The organism is Psychrobacter sp. 1Y11, assembly GCF_052259045.1.
Classification (GTDB): domain Bacteria; phylum Pseudomonadota; class Gammaproteobacteria; order Pseudomonadales; family Moraxellaceae; genus Psychrobacter.
The window spans coordinates 47,901-63,114 of sequence record NZ_JBQQER010000001.1 but is presented as its reverse complement, the minus strand read 5'-3'; the positions used below and the strand labels follow the sequence as shown (position 1 = coordinate 63,114).

14 protein-coding genes and 1 pseudogene are annotated in these 15,214 nt (G+C 43.8%); 2 read left to right on the top strand and 13 right to left on the bottom strand.

The window, feature by feature from the left end:
- Positions 1–22: 22 nt before the first annotated feature.
- Together ACTXGJ_RS00275 and ACTXGJ_RS00270 are read right to left on the bottom strand one after the other, a co-directional pair.
- Positions 23–577: a hypothetical protein gene (locus ACTXGJ_RS00275; RefSeq protein WP_443564745.1), complete on the bottom strand. Its 555-nt coding sequence runs from the start codon at positions 575–577 to the stop codon at positions 23–25.
- A gap of 224 nt (positions 578–801) precedes the next feature.
- Positions 802–1,731 (bottom strand): D-Ala-D-Ala carboxypeptidase family metallohydrolase, encoded by a 930-nt coding sequence (locus ACTXGJ_RS00270; protein WP_443564744.1) that lies wholly within the window; start codon positions 1,729–1,731, stop codon positions 802–804.
- Between the two features lie 308 nt (positions 1,732–2,039).
- Between ACTXGJ_RS00270 and rodA the strand changes: the two genes are divergently transcribed.
- Both rodA and ACTXGJ_RS00260 read left to right on the top strand, forming a co-directional pair.
- Positions 2,040–3,182 (top strand): rod shape-determining protein RodA, encoded by a 1,143-nt coding sequence (gene rodA / locus ACTXGJ_RS00265; protein WP_443564743.1) that lies wholly within the window; start codon positions 2,040–2,042, stop codon positions 3,180–3,182.
- A 776-nt stretch (positions 3,183–3,958) separates the two neighbouring features.
- Positions 3,959–4,300: pseudogene (locus ACTXGJ_RS00260) on the top strand (septal ring lytic transglycosylase RlpA family protein); the annotation flags it as partial.
- A gap of 131 nt (positions 4,301–4,431) precedes the next feature.
- Here ACTXGJ_RS00260 and radA read toward each other — a convergent pair.
- From radA to ACTXGJ_RS00205, 11 genes are all read right to left on the bottom strand, one after another.
- Positions 4,432–5,874, bottom strand: coding sequence for a DNA repair protein RadA (radA, locus tag ACTXGJ_RS00255; protein ID WP_443564742.1), 1,443 nt, complete (start codon positions 5,872–5,874; stop codon positions 4,432–4,434).
- Between the two features lie 228 nt (positions 5,875–6,102).
- The gene (lptB, locus tag ACTXGJ_RS00250; RefSeq protein ID WP_439241349.1) at positions 6,103–6,849 is read right to left on the bottom strand and encodes an LPS export ABC transporter ATP-binding protein; all 747 of its coding nucleotides are present in this window, start codon (positions 6,847–6,849) and stop codon (positions 6,103–6,105) included.
- A 172-nt stretch (positions 6,850–7,021) separates the two neighbouring features.
- Complete coding sequence (gene lptA / locus ACTXGJ_RS00245) at positions 7,022–7,504, bottom strand: lipopolysaccharide transport periplasmic protein LptA (RefSeq protein ID WP_439241351.1); 483 nt, start codon at positions 7,502–7,504, stop codon at positions 7,022–7,024.
- A gap of 224 nt (positions 7,505–7,728) precedes the next feature.
- Positions 7,729–8,325 carry an LPS export ABC transporter periplasmic protein LptC gene (gene lptC / locus ACTXGJ_RS00240; RefSeq protein WP_439241189.1) on the bottom strand — a complete coding sequence of 199 codons (597 nt, stop codon included), beginning with the start codon at positions 8,323–8,325 and terminating at the stop codon, positions 7,729–7,731.
- A 6-nt stretch (positions 8,326–8,331) separates the two neighbouring features.
- A complete protein-coding gene (locus ACTXGJ_RS00235) occupies positions 8,332–8,907 on the bottom strand; it encodes a KdsC family phosphatase (protein WP_443564741.1) in 576 nt (191 codons plus the stop codon).
- A 54-nt stretch (positions 8,908–8,961) separates the two neighbouring features.
- Complete coding sequence (locus ACTXGJ_RS00230; RefSeq protein WP_443564740.1) at positions 8,962–9,954, bottom strand: KpsF/GutQ family sugar-phosphate isomerase; 993 nt, start codon at positions 9,952–9,954, stop codon at positions 8,962–8,964.
- 203 nt (positions 9,955–10,157) lie between these two features.
- Positions 10,158–10,706 (bottom strand): RNA chaperone Hfq, encoded by a 549-nt coding sequence (gene hfq / locus ACTXGJ_RS00225; RefSeq protein WP_443564739.1) that lies wholly within the window; start codon positions 10,704–10,706, stop codon positions 10,158–10,160.
- 223 nt (positions 10,707–10,929) lie between these two features.
- Positions 10,930–12,105 (bottom strand): tRNA (adenosine(37)-N6)-dimethylallyltransferase MiaA, encoded by a 1,176-nt coding sequence (gene miaA, locus ACTXGJ_RS00220; protein ID WP_439241197.1) that lies wholly within the window; start codon positions 12,103–12,105, stop codon positions 10,930–10,932.
- A 42-nt stretch (positions 12,106–12,147) separates the two neighbouring features.
- A complete protein-coding gene (gene mutL, locus ACTXGJ_RS00215; protein ID WP_443564738.1) occupies positions 12,148–13,962 on the bottom strand; it encodes a DNA mismatch repair endonuclease MutL in 1,815 nt (604 codons plus the stop codon).
- A gap of 7 nt (positions 13,963–13,969) precedes the next feature.
- Positions 13,970–14,482: a tRNA (adenosine(37)-N6)-threonylcarbamoyltransferase complex ATPase subunit type 1 TsaE gene (tsaE, locus tag ACTXGJ_RS00210; protein ID WP_439241201.1), complete on the bottom strand. Its 513-nt coding sequence runs from the start codon at positions 14,480–14,482 to the stop codon at positions 13,970–13,972.
- 166 nt (positions 14,483–14,648) lie between these two features.
- Complete coding sequence (locus ACTXGJ_RS00205) at positions 14,649–15,170, bottom strand: hypothetical protein (RefSeq protein WP_439241203.1); 522 nt, start codon at positions 15,168–15,170, stop codon at positions 14,649–14,651.
- Between the last annotated feature and the right edge of the window lie 44 nt (positions 15,171–15,214).

The following is a 15,214-nucleotide window of genomic DNA, read 5'->3' as shown; positions in this document are numbered from 1 at the left end:
ATTTTATGACTAAAAAGACACCTTACTCTTTGATTGCTATCGTTACGTCATAACTGAAATGCTCAGGCTTATAGCCTGCGCCATTATAAGCCAGGCGTATCACATGCTTATCATAAGACTTCACTTCGTAGTCACCATTGGCAAAATTATAAGTCTTTGGAGTAATTAATAACGCTTCAATCTGGTTATTGTTGAGACTAACCGCGATACGCTCGCCTACTTTAGGGTATAAGAAATAATCGCAGCTGTTATTTACCATAATTTCAGCCTTGCGTTCGATAACGGTATTATCTACCTCTTTTTGCACGAGCTTTGGACATAGATGCGATTGCTGAGAAGCAACGCGAGCATACGAGTTGATAATTTTATCTTCAATATCAGATTGGACTTGCTCGCTTGCTACGGCTGGTTTGTCTGTTATAGGTAAATTGGAATTCTCAGGAGTACAAGCAGCGATAAAGAGCAAGCCTACACTGACTGCCAGAGCCAAAGATATCAGACGTTTCTTTGCTAGCCCTACTGGATTATTTTGAGCCGAAAAGCTATTCGCTACTCGAGGCAGTTTTTGATCTGACACTTTTATACCCTTTGCGTTTTTAGCCTCTTTGAGCGCTTTAACCTTAAGATAAACTATTTTATTGCTAGCTTTAATATTTTGACAATACTGCCAATTGACAACAGAAGAAAAAACTTATCATCTCTGCTATGCAAGCTAAGCATTAAAACATACTTTAGGCTTTTATTAAGCGTTAATAAATGACTAATAGGTCTAAAAAGCAAACAATTATTCAGAATAGAGCGCTAGTAGCGACAAGACGAGCTACTACTAGCATTATTAAATCCCCATTTGCGATAGCCTTGCGAGTCTAAATGCACTGCTCCTGTCGAATATAAGCCTAAGCCAAAGTCCATAGCTTGCCCTTGATATTGCCAGAACTGGCATAAGTTATCTTGCATACGGCTAAGCTGCCATAAGTCCCCATCATATTCAGGCACCCAGATATCGATCGCGCCGGCCGTCATATGCTTACTGTTAGTAGCACCGCCTGCACAGGCATTGAGGTTAGGGCTGCGGTAAACGGAACGAATCTCGGTACTGGCTGGCAGCACGCCTTGATTTTTTAGCTGACTATATAAGCTTAGCGTCGGCACCATATTTGACCAAAGCTCCTGCGGCGGTAGCTGAAAAGGCTCATAGCCACAGCGATCCCAACTGCGAGCAGTAGTCAGCAACTGTTCCATCGGTGGCACGTTTTGCGCCCCTAGCTGTGAGCTTAGATAACGCTGATAGTTGGCGACTTGCTGCGCGCGATAGCGATTACTATTTAACCAAGTATTAAAGTCTGTAGCGCTATCACCATAGTAGCTACCGTTATTACTACTCGGGTTACTGTACTGATTATTGTAATGCGTATTGTAAGAGGTATTATAACGTGGTGAGCGGCTGGGCGTGATAGTGCGCTGACTCTCTTCGATAGACAGCTTGGCGTCAAGATTATACTGCCGATTTTTTTGGGCAATAAGCCCTTGCATACTATCGCCTCTAATGACATTTGTATTTGCAGGGGTGATATAAACCTGATTATTAGTGGCACTACTGCCCTGACGCACTTGAATACGGCGTTCGCTACTGTCATTTAGGATAGCGGCATTGGCATAAATACTAGTCGTGCAAGTCAGCGTTATCAGCGACAATTTACTGAGAGCTGCAATATTTTTTTTGTTCATCATATGCAATCATTACCACTAAATATTTATCGAATTTATTAGGACACAGCGTCTGTCGCTATACTATCAAGTCAATATCGCCAGCAAGCTTTAGCAAAGAGTATTGAGTCTATTGCTGTAGTATAGTTTATGGATACTATCAAATTTTGAGTAAGCAGGCTAAAATATCGGCTGTCATAATAGGCAATAGCCGTGCTTTTAACATTTATCATCATAATTTTCATAATCACGTGACTTTTGCGTCTTCTCTATAGCTTAGCGTTATCAGTGGCGTCTTATAGACTTTTCTTTCTTCAGTATCGGCTTTATCTATGTCCTCTAATTTGCAATATCGTTTTTCACGTCAAAGCCATCACCTCGGCCAGCGGCATGAGCCCAACATTTGGCAGCGCATCCACATTGATCCTTGGCTGACCTTATTACTACTAGCGGTGTGTTGTATCGGTCTGACGATTCTTTATAGCGCTTCTACTCAGAATGTAGATATGGTCATGCGCCAGATGATCAGTTACGTGGTAGCTTTTGCTGTGATGATCGCTATGGCGCAGATACCGCCGACTATATACCGTAGCTTTACTCCTATATTTTATGTGTTAGGGCTGTTTTTGTTAGTGCTAGTCGATATTATTGGCGAGGTACGTATGGGGGCACAGCGCTGGATCAACTTACCCGGCTTTGGTAGCGTGCAACCCTCTGAATTTATGAAGCTTGGTATGCCAATGATGTGCGCTTGGTTTCTATCAAGACGTGAGTTGCCGCCTTCAATGACTAGTATTGCAGGAACGCTGGCTCTGATTATTATTCCTGTTTTATTAATCGCAAAAGAGCCCGATCTAGGGACATCGCTGCTGGTCGCTGCTAGTGGTATTTTTGTGTTGTTTTTGGCGGGTCTGTCGTGGTGGATGATTGGCGGTGCTATCGCTTTATCGATACCGTTGGTGACTTTCGCTTGGTATTTTTTATTACATGACTATCAGCGCACGCGAGTTTTGACTTTACTCAATCCAGATGCAGATGCCCAAGGCGCTGGGTGGAATATCATTCAGTCTAAGACTGCTATCGGTTCAGGCGGTATAACGGGTAAAGGCTATTTAGATGGTACTCAATCGCATCTGCATTTCTTGCCTGAGGGTCATACAGACTTTATTATCGCGGCATTCTCAGAGGAGTTTGGCTTAGTCGGCGTCATGTTATTGATGTTTATTTATGCCTGTTTATTAAGCCGTGCTTTATTCATCGCTTTTACGCATCCTGATAGCTACAGTCGGCTATTGGCAGGAGCTATCGCTATGTCATTCTTTGTCTATGTGTTTGTCAACGTAGGCATGGTCGGCGGTATTTTGCCTGTGGTTGGTGTTCCGCTACCCTTTGTCAGTTATGGGGGCACGGCGATTGTCACCCTGATGGCAGGCTTCGGTCTGTTAATGTCTATCCATACCCATAGATCCACTTAGCTTTTTTATCATTTAGCATTTTTTTATAATTATTCGATAGCCTTATTGTTATATTAAAGTTTTCAAGACCTAAATAACTTTATAAAAGAGATGCTTTGATTAGTTAGCCTTAACTAATCATGTAATTTGTATAATACCGCAAGGTTTTTATACTTGTCATTACGATTTAATTGCGTTAACCTGTTTAAATCGTAATGTGGTACATAACTTATACAGAGCTGCTAAGCAACTTTTCATAAGTATATAATAAAGTCATAACTTGCCAGTATAGTCCGATGTTGATTATATTATTTGTTATTGAATTGTTTGTATAACAACAAACTTACCCTACTTTAAAACTAATGGCCTTTATACCTGCTACTACTATAAGAACACAGTAGCAGCATCACTCTAAAAAGTCAGCGCGATTAAAGCCGATTTATGGCTTACTGATAACCCATTTAGGTTATTATTCTTTAATATTGTCGTGCTCAAGTTTTAGAGTATAAGCCAAAGAGGTATATATGAATAAGCGTCTATCTGGTTTACTTACAATGTCAGTAGTTCTGTTTACTGGCTCTGCTGTAATCTCTAACGCTCAAGCAGCAGAAACGAGCCCTTCGCTATCCGCATTGTCTCAAGATAACGCCTCTCATATCGATCGCGTATTGGGCGAGTTAACTCGTCAACACGATGGTGCATCGAGTTTAGTCAAATCAGCCCGTCAGCCAACCTCCTTGGCACTAAATAGCCCACTTCTTACTAGTGACAGCTCACAAGCGAGCAATGACGAAGATGTGCTTGAACGTCTAACGGCTGTCGCTTCAAACTCTGTCGGCAAATTTAAGCAAACAGGCCTGGCGTCATGGTATGGCCGTAAGTTTCATGGTCGCAAGACGGCTAGCGGCGAAACCTTCGATATGAATGCTTTGACCGCCGCCCATCGCTCATTGCCATTGAACTGTTATGTCAAAGTGACCAATAAAAATAATGGAAAAAGTGTCGTTGTAAAAGTTAATGATCGTGGCCCTTTCCATGGTAAGCGCGTTATGGACTTATCTTACGGTGCAGCTAAACAGTTGGGCATTACCAGTAAAGGCGTAGGCAACGTCTCAATCGAACGGGTTGCTGGGCCCTAATCTTGATTAGCCCTTATTACTTTTGCAGCTGATAGCTTGATAACCTAACTTGATAACCTAAAAAGAGCGCCTAGTTTGATGAACTAGGCGCTCTTTTATTGCGTATAATGAACGGCCACGGAGCTGGGTACCTAAAACTCTATCTCGAACGCGTTTTCAATAGCATCATCGAGACGCTCTACGGCTATGACATTGATGCCCTTAAACTGTGCCGAGTTGGCAGCGGGTGCATTTGACTTAGGAATAATGGCATGTTTAAAGCCATGCTTCATCGCTTCTTTTAAGCGCTCTTGTCCATTTGGCACAGGGCGTATCTCACCGGATAACCCAACTTCCCCAAATACCGCTAGCGACGAAGGTAGCGGTTTCTCTTTTATACTAGAAGCACAAGCTAGCAGCACTGCTAGATCAGAGCCTGTTTCGATAACCTTTACGCCGCCCACGACGTTGACGTAGACATCTTGACCACTCGTATGGATACCTCCGTGTCGGTGCATCACCGCTAGCAGCATAGACATCCTTTGATAATCAAGCCCTAGCGCCATACGCCTTGGCTGCCCTTGTGAATCATCGACCAAGGCTTGCACTTCAACCAATAATGGCCGAGTACCCTCACGGCTCACCATAACTACCGACCCTGCTACAGGCTTATCATAACGGCTCAAAAATATCGCTGACGGATTGGCGACTTCTTTGAGACCCATATCGGTCATACCAAAAATCCCTAACTCATTCACCGCTCCAAAACGGTTTTTGACCGCGCGAATCATACGAAAGCGCGAGTCGGACTGCCCCTCAAAATACAGTACCGTATCGACCATATGCTCAAGTACCCTAGGTCCTGCTAATGTACCTTCCTTAGTCACATGACCCACTAAGAATAGTGCAGTCCCCGTCTGCTTGGCATAGCGAGTCAAGATCGCCGCTGACTCACGGATTTGGCTGACCCCGCCGGGAGCCGAATTAATAGCATCGGTATAAATAGTCTGAATAGAATCGATAATGGCAATAGCGGGCTGCTCTTGAGTCAAAGCTGCACAAATCGTCTCTACATTAGTCTCAGCCAATACTCGCAATCTATCGGCTGGCAAGTCTAAACGTTTGGCACGCATAGCGACTTGTGCCAGTGACTCCTCTCCGGTGACATATAGCGCGCTACCAGCCAACGAGTCCGCCCTTGCCATATTGGTCGCGGTCTGTAGCAAGATAGTGGATTTACCGATACCAGGATCGCCGCCGATAAGCACAACTGAGCCTGCCACTAAGCCGCCGCCTAATACACGGTCGAACTCACTGATGCCAGTTGGCAGGCGCGTATCTAAAGTGACGCTCACCGCATTCAATGGCATCACTGCACTATGCGTTCCTGAATAATTCCCTGCAGGTGCGCTGGTAGCACGCGGCGCAGCTCGATTGGGTGCTGATTTGGCTGAGCTTTTGTTATGATGCGGCATACTGACATTTGGCGCTTCCACTAAAGTATTCCATTCGCCGCAGTCACCGCACTGCCCCGCCCACTTACCAAAATGAGCACCACAATTTTGGCAGACGTAGCTGCTTTTGTTTTTTGCCATGATATATGCACCTTAAATGAAACTTAAGCTCAAATGAATATAAGCTCAAGAGTCTAGGAATAAAAGATGAAGGTATAATTTGTTGAATAAGAAAAATAGTAAGGATAGGAGATGGTAGCCAACAGAATGGCCTTGACTAAAATAAGCCATTTGATAATCGAACAAAGAAGCCATCATAGAAGATAAGACACGACAGAAAAACACTAGCTCGTTATCAGTAAGACAACCTTAGACCTGAAAGTCTTTGCCAAGATAGACGGACTTGACTAACTCATTCTCTAACACTTCACAAGAAGTACCCTCAGCGATAATGGCTCCTTCTGAGACAATATAAGCCTTTTCACAGATTGCTAGCGTCTCACGAACGTTATGATCAGTGATCAGTACACCAATACCGCGATTCTTTAAGGTTAGTATCACCTCTTTGATATCACCAACGGAGATAGGATCAACGCCAGCGAAAGGTTCATCCAATAGTACAAACTTTGGATCTGCCGCTAAGGCTCGAGCAATCTCACAGCGGCGACGCTCGCCCCCTGAGACACTCATACCTAAAGAGCTACGGACATGCTCTAGATGGAACTCAGCGATCAATTTTTCAAGCTCTTGGCGCTGCTCAGTTGCAGAGAGTTCGCTGCGCGTTTGTAGAATAGCCAAAATGTTATCTTCGATAGAGAGCTTACGAAAGATAGAAGCCTCTTGCGGCAGATAGCCTATACCTGCCCGCGCCCGCTCATGCATAGCGTATTTAGACAGATCCATTTTTCCTAAAGTAACGCGGCCTTTATCCATATTGACTAAGCCAACTACCATATAAAAGCTAGTGGTCTTACCCGCGCCATTTGGGCCTAATAAGCCAACCACTTGCCCTTGTTCGACAGAGAATGATACATCTTTGACAACCCAGCGTTTACCGTAGCGTTTGCCTAAGTTTTGCATCGATAAGCGCAGTGGTACTGGCGCTACAGGGCTCATCGCTGATGAGGTTTTGATCTCATTATTGTCTATCATAACTTACTCATGCTCTATTCAAGGCTCATAAACTTAGGCGTTTATCTAGTCGTGTCAATTTGACAATACGTTCGCGCTTATGACTGAACTACTAAGACAACATCACATATCACTTGTCTTTAGTAGTGGCTATAAACTAACGTATGCCAGTCTGATTGGTATTATTATTAGGCGGGAAGATTAACTCTACACGCTGATTGCCACCCGCTGTTGCCTCAACATCCCCTGCTTTGAGACTATAGCGAATCACATTACCTGCAAAGCTTGCGCCGTTTTGCGTTAATTTTGCATTACCTGTCAAAGTCATGATACCAGTAGCCGCATTGTAGTCGATCTTATTAGCGCGACCTTTTGCTAAGCCTTTTTCTTGAGTCACTACTTGCTGCATAGTCGCCGGTCGACCAGTTGCAACGGCTGATTGAATGTTACGCTGCTCTGAGAGGTTGACGGTAATATTATCCGCAGTCAATTTGAGCGTTCCTTGGGTGATAACCACTGTACCTGAATAGCTAGTCACGCCGGTACTCTCGCTATAAGTGGCGCGATCGGCAAGCAGCTTGATAGGCTGATTGGCATCAGAAGGTAGTGCATGGCTATATATAGGTAGAGCTAGCAGCATGACCACTGGTAATGAGCGTATATAAGATGCTGCTGATAGCTGAGGCGCTAGCGCACGAACTATAGGCAAAAAACTTGATTTCATGTTTGGATACTCTTCATATGATAGGTATTAAAAGCAGCAGTATTTAGGGGTTATTCAATAACGGTTTTATATTTTGAAAATTTTCATAATTAAAAGCATTTTATAGTTAAAAACGTTTTATTGTTAAAAACAATACTTAATTAAAAAAGCGCTTTATCCTGACGCTCAGCAGGAGTAAACATAACTGCCACTTGCTCAAACTCATACTCGCCAGTCTCTAGATTGGCTGTCATCGTGGCAGCCTCAAAACGATTGGCGCCTTGCAAGACTTGTACTGGTTGCTCGCTATAGACTAGCTTTGATTTTGTATTGCCCTTTAGCGCTTCACCTGTCACGGTGATAGGCGCTATTTTGTCGCCAGTCTCAGTCGTTTTTTGCTGATCTTCGCTAGCTAAGCTAAAGCCGCCGTAGAGATGCAGCTCGCCAGTTTCTTGGTTGACCGTTGCCGTTCCAGACTCGATACGGTACAGCTGCTCAGCTGATGGTTCCCAATTCATAGTAATACCGGACATTATATCTTGATTAGTATTGGGATCATGTCTTAGCGATTCAGCGTTAAGCTCATATTCTGTTTCGCCTTGTTCATTGGTCTGTACCGCTTGGATATCAGTAGCTTCGTAGTCCACTTCTGAGGGACCCATACTAACTGGCGGCGTCACCTCTGCTTGCTGCTGAAAAAACCAACCCGCGATACCAGCAATGATTAAGGCCAAAACGATTAAGACACGAGTATTCACTATAATTTATCCTACTGATGACTCTGTTTTTTGGGGAGCACTACCCTCTAAGGTATAGCCTGCAATGTATTCTTCATAATGTCCGTGACCCTTTAAAATAAGGTCACATATCTCACGCACTGCGCCATAGCCACCAGCGCGTGTGGTGACCATATCACTGCGATTGATGACTTCAGAGTGTGCATTAGGTACTGTGACCGCAAATCCGACTGTTTGCATCGCTTTTATATCAGGCAAGTCATCCCCCATGTACGCGCAGTCTGCTGTGGTAATATCAGCCACTTTATCCACCATGGTCATCAGTTCCTTTAGAGCCACAACTTTATCATCACGGCCTTGTACCACGTAATCGATACCTATCTCTTTGGCGCGCTTATCTACCATAGGGCTACGACGACCAGTAATAATCGCCGTCAAAATACCATAACGCGCTAAGGCCTTGATACCTACGCCATCTTGTACCGAAAAAGCTTTGGTTTCAACCCCGTTTGCATCATAAATAATCTGCCCATTCGATAAAATACCATCGACATCTAACACTAGCATTTTAACTTTACCTGCTTTTTTGATTAAATCTTGCATAGGCTACCTCTTATTATTGGTTTTTATTTATGATATACGCTGGCTGATAAGCTGTTATTTTACCCCTGCTTGCAATAAGTCATGAACGGTAATAATAGCATCTAAGTGACCTTGCTCATCCATTACTAACAACTGGCTAATTGCATTTTCATTCATCACACTTAAGGCATCAGAGGCGCGCATGATTTTACTGACATGACGGGGCTTTATCGTCATAATCTCACGCATCGGCGTGGCTAAATCGATACCTTTTTCAAGTCCTCGGCGCAAGTCGCCATCGGTGAATACTCCTACTACTTTATCTTCATCATCGACGACTACCGTCATACCTAAACGACCATTGGTCATAGTAAACAGCGCTTCATTGAGAGAAGCCTTTTGATTGACTAAAGGCAGGTTTTCACTACCGGTGTGCATCAAATCTTCAACTCGCGTCAATAGCTGACGCCCAAGTGCACCTGCAGGATGAGACAAAGCAAAATCCTCTGAAGTGAAGTTGCGCGCATGAACCAAAGCGACTGCTAATGCATCACCCAAAGCTAGCGTTGCGGTAGTACTCGACGTTGGCGCTAAATTGAGCGGGCAAGCCTCTTGCGACTTACCCAAAGTCAATACGATATCAGCGGCTCGGGGCAACATTCCCCGCTTGTCGCGACTGATGCTGATAAGCGGTATGCCAAGGCGCTTGACGACAGGTAGCAGCGTTTTGATTTCATCAGACTCACCTGAATTGGAGATGGCCAATAAAACATCACCACGCACTAGCATCCCTAAATCACCATGTCCGGCTTCCCCTGGATGCATAAAAAATGCCGGCGTGCCCGTAGAAGCAAAGGTCGCGGCTATTTTGCGACCGATCAGCCCTGACTTACCCATACCAGTGACCACTAAGCGACCTTGGCAGGCCAAAATAATGTCGCAAGCCTGAGCAAAACGATCGTCTATTTGCTCTGTTAATAGAGCTAAGGCTGACTTTTCTGTATTGATGGCTTCAATAGCAGTCGCTATGAACTGCTCATGAGTGAGATGACTTTTACCGCTGTTCATATATAACTCATTATCTATTATTTGATAGCTTATTTTACTATATTATCATCAACTTTAGTAACCGCACTCTAAATGGGATAAATTAGATTTTGGCCTGATACAAAAAAGACCCACTGCATTAGTAGGTCTTCATTTGATAAAACATCTTAATAAAACCATCAGCCATATAAGCTGACGATAGAAAATTGGATAAATAATGGCGATTAGTGGTTGTCGCTATCGTTAAAATCCTCTTTTGGCGTATCATTTAAGCCGGTATTCTCACCTGGGTTTTCAAAACCACGATCCTGACCAAAACCGCTACGATCAGAGCTCTGTCCAAAGCCGCTGCGCCCTGAGTCTTGGCCAAAGCCGCCACGCTCAAAACCACGATCTTGACCAAAACCGCTACGGTTAAAGCCACTACGGTTTGAGGGAAAGCCGCGCTCTTCGTAACCGCTATTCATACCGCCTGCTGGATTACTACGCTCAAAGCCACCGCCTTGGTAGCTACCGGCCGCGCCTGAGGATTGTACGCCGCTGCTAGAAGCTGACGTTGTACTGCTACGAGGGTTTCGCGCTGGAACTACTGTCGATATGGCATGCTTATAGACCATTTGGCTGACGGTGTTTTTCAATAACACCACATATTGATCAAAAGATTCGATCTGGCCTTGTAATTTAATACCATTCACTAAAAAAATGGACACCGGAATACGATCTTTACGCAATGAGTTCAAAAACGGATCTTGTAGAGTCTGTCCTTTTGACATAAAAATTCTCCTAATAGTTATTATTTTATTTTAATGTGTTGTGATTTCATACCAAGACAAATCAGTCTAAATTATAACAGTTAACACCCTGATCTATTGTCGTTTATCGTTATTTAATATAATCATTTCTTACGCAGTGCCACAAAGCAGATGAGAGTATACTATTTTTACTCTAAAAGATGTTGATACAAAAAATGGTTGCTCAACAAACTTATTATAGCGGTTACTGTAAATAATCTCTCACTTGGTTGATAGAAGTAAATGAGCTTATGACTATATTATGTTGCGTATCCGTAAGGCTTGTATCACTTTGTGCAGACGCTACAATCGACTGATTTGCTGCAGCTAAGCCTCTCGATAATTTACGCAGCCAAGTGTACTGGCGCTTGGCTAACTGTCTGGTAGCATATAATGCCTTATTTCGCTTCGCTTCACAAGCGAGATGCTGTCGCTGAGATTGTAGTTGGGTCATTGGTTTTGTAGAATTAAGAGGTACCGCTTGATCACCATCTGTTGCGCCTTTTGTTTTGTCATCTGTACTGACAGCAAAGGCCTCATAAAATAGCGACTTATCTAAATGTGCTTGCTCAAATATTGGGTGGTTGATATGCACTAAATACTCGAGTACTTGCCGATAGCCCACGCAGCGCATGGCGGGCATGTTTGGGGTCAAAGGATAGCGCTCAAGTAAGCCAATAACCTCAGCAACTAAGCCTTCTTGCCACATCATATCTAAACGCTGACTAATACGCTCATGCAACCATGAACGCTCCGGTAGTACGGACAAGACATGCCACTGCTGGTTAGGATTATGGGCCAATGCTTGTTTAGGTTGACGCTGCCAGTCGCTTATTGGAATATTAGTTTGTTTATATACCTCGACGGCTCGCGTAATTCGCTGAGTATCAGCGGGCGCTAAACGTTGATGGCTTTGAGGATCGATGTCAGCTAGATAATCATATAAAGCGCTAATCCCTGCTGTTTGTCGCCACTGTTCGACTTGCCTGCGTACCTGCTCATCGCTATCCGGAACGGGCGACAGGCCTTCTATCAGCGCCATGTAGTACATCATCGTACCGCCAACTAATAGCGGAATTTTACCTTTCGCATGACATTCATTTATGAGCCGCTCGACATCGCTGACGAACTCAGCGACGCTATAGCTCTGCGTCGGGTCGATAATATCAACTAAGTGATGCGGATAGCGCTGCAATTCTGCAGCGCTCGGTTTAGCCGTGCCAATATTCATCTCACGATAAATGAGTGCTGAATCGACTGAGATAAGCTCATAACGCCCACTATCATAAAGCTCATAAGCTAAAGCGGTCTTGCCACTAGCCGTTGGCGCCATCAAGCAGATGACGCTATTATCTGGCATAGGATGAGGAGCGTCTGACATAAAGTTGCCTATAAAAAGAGTTTGATAGCGCTGAGCTAGAGATTATTGGGCTAAAGCGGATGATAATAATAACCCGATTAAATGATTGCTGTCTGTCTGTACAATGGCTTTGGTCGTGAGTATCTCTATGATATCTGTGATAAAAGCTTGCAAATCTGGCGTCGACATTTGCGCAGCGTAATGGCTTATCTGCTCATTAATCTCTTGGTTTATAGCCAAGTGGCTAGCAGACCTATTAAGCTGTGGATAATCGCTGGCAGCAAATAACCTAGCGAACTGCTTATGCCAGTCCGCTTCTTTTATCACGATTAATTGACCTTGATTTTGGACTGAGCGATAAAATAATAACCAAGGTGACAAAACGCTAGGTTCATCATAGTTTACCGCGCTCACAAAATCACCTGAATCTCCATGCGCATACTCTGATAGCTCAGTAATCACCTCCAAACAGTAAGGTAAAGGCTTTGAGCGCTCATGATTTATAGCAGGTATCAGTGAGGTTGTATCAGCTTGCTTATCGCTTGCTCTCGTTATCGCAATGCTGTCACTAACCTTATTAACCTCACTGGCGACCGTAGCTGCCACTGGCTCTTCTGAACACTGATAAGAGTGCTTAATAGACTGTACTTGCGGTTTAAAGGCAGGAAAGCCATGCTCACTGTCATCAGGCTGATCATCGCTTATCTCGTCCTCTAACGATTTGGGACTCAAGGATGCTAACGAAGGACAGTCTATCACTACGCTTTTGAGTTTGTTGCTAATGGCGTAACTCAGATGCGCCATAATGTTATTAAGCGAGCTGATTTTGATGCGCTGTTTGCTAGGATGCACATTAACGTTCAACCAAGATAATGGCAGCTCAAAATATAAAGCATACCCCATCGCCGCAATCTCAGCACTCACTGCTAATTGCCTTAGCTGATTGCTAATGATAGCTTCTTTGACTAGGCGTCCATTGACATAAAGCAGCTTGGGAAGACTAGGCTGCGGCTGTGCAGTTGGCCATAACCAACCGCTAATTTGCGCTTGCGTCGTTGTTGTTGGACTGACATTACTCGTGTCAACGTACTGCTGCTGTAAACTGGATAAATCCACAGCAACCTCTACAGCATTATCCTGAAGCTCTAAACCTAGCGCTTGCTCCAATCGAGCAATAGGGAGATAGCGGCTGATATTAGCTATCGAGGCGCTGCTAGTAGAGCCGTTGCTAATAGTGTTATCATCTTGATTTACCGATAGGGTGATACGTTTTTTATTATCATGGAAAAGAACCAGCGTCACATCGGCACGGGCTAAAGCAACTTCGCGGACAATCGTTTCAATATGAGTAAATTCAGTAGCGATAGACTTTAGATTGCCGCGCCTGGCAGGCACATTGAAATACAAATCTTTGATCGTTACTGTGGTGCCGCGGTTGTGTACCACAGGCGTTAATGGTGGGTCATCAGCGAGTACTCCAGAGACTTGCAGCTGCCGACCTATGCCGCTGTTATCAGGGCTACTGATCAAAGTCAGACGTGATACGGCAGCGGTAGCGGCTAAGGCCTCACCGCGAAACCCTAAAGTACGGATACCTTGAAGGTTAGCCACATCAGCGACTTTGCTAGTAGCATGGCGAGTAATGGCCATCACCATATCATCTGGATGGATACCCAGGCCATTGTCCGCTACCTGTATCATGCCCATACCGCCTTGAGTGATGTGCACCTCAATATGTGTGGCTTTGGCATCGATAGCGTTCTCAAGCAGCTCTTTGACTACGGCGGCTGGACGCGTCACAACTTCACCGGCAGCCAATTGATTGATCAATAGCGGCGAGAGTTTTTTTATACGACTAATGGCGGTGTTCTCTAACATGAAAGAATCATAAGTGCAAAATGGATAAGTCTAAGCCTTGAGCTCGACCTATTTTTGAGAGACGAAGCTCAATTTGCCGAGCGCCGTCATCGGCTTCTGTCATATCGATAAATAAAGCGGGTGGCGGCAAATAGCTATCGGCGCGACTGGCCCACTCTATAATGGCTAGCGCATTCGGCTCATCGAGATATTCATCGAAACCAATAAAGGATAGTTCTTCTGGATCTTGCAAGCGGTATAAATCAGCGTGATAAATCGCCTTTACTGAGCCATCCTCTTGTTCAATCTGATAAGGCTCAACTAAGGTATAAGTCGGACTTTTGACCGCGCCTTTATGACCTAAGGCTTGCAGCCAATAGCGAGTCAAAGTCGTCTTGCCCGCGCCTAAGTCACCAGATAACCAAACACTGCCCTCTATGGATAGAGCAGCCAATTGCTGCGCTAAGGCTTGGGTATCAGTTTCTGAGTGCAACTTTAAGGTTTGTACACTTGACGTATTACTCGATGATTCATTAGACATCTAACTGTCCCTATTTTTGACTATATCTGCTCTGACTGTATGTGCATCATGGGGCTAACTATTTATGGTTAATCACGGAGCATTATAGCAAATCTTACCTTGTACGTAACTAAGGGCTTATTAATGATAGAGTCATCAAAGGGATAAACGATGATATTTATATTTTTTAATTATTGAGACAGGTTGCATCTTTTTTAAAGCTACTATTATCAAGCAAACTATGAGCTTTATAGGCTCCAATAATGCTTAACAAAACCAGTAAAATAAGCATAGCAAAAAATCCAATCGGCTTTATTTTTGCTCTAAAACCATAGCTATATTTAGTTGGTTTCCAAACCTTCTCATTAGGCAAGGGGTTCTGATTTAGTTGTAATACTTTAAGATTTCTAAATCCTTCAAAACAAAATAACATTATTGCAAGTCCTAAAGGAAACCCTGCAAACAATCCATAAAATACCACTTCAAAACCTGTGAGCCATTTATAGTCATAGCAACTGATATTATCAATATATGAGCTAAAACTTGGTAGTAAATACCACTCAATCAAAGCTATCGAACCGGCTGCAATAGTAAGATACTTAGCTAATAATACTAATTTTTCTTTTTTTGTATACTCTGGCGCATAACAGTCCACATTGCTCTGAGCTACATTTGAAGAATTATATTTTTTGCTATTATTTGTTTTCATAAAAGCCCAATTGATAGCTCATAAACTCAATGATGCTTGTAAGG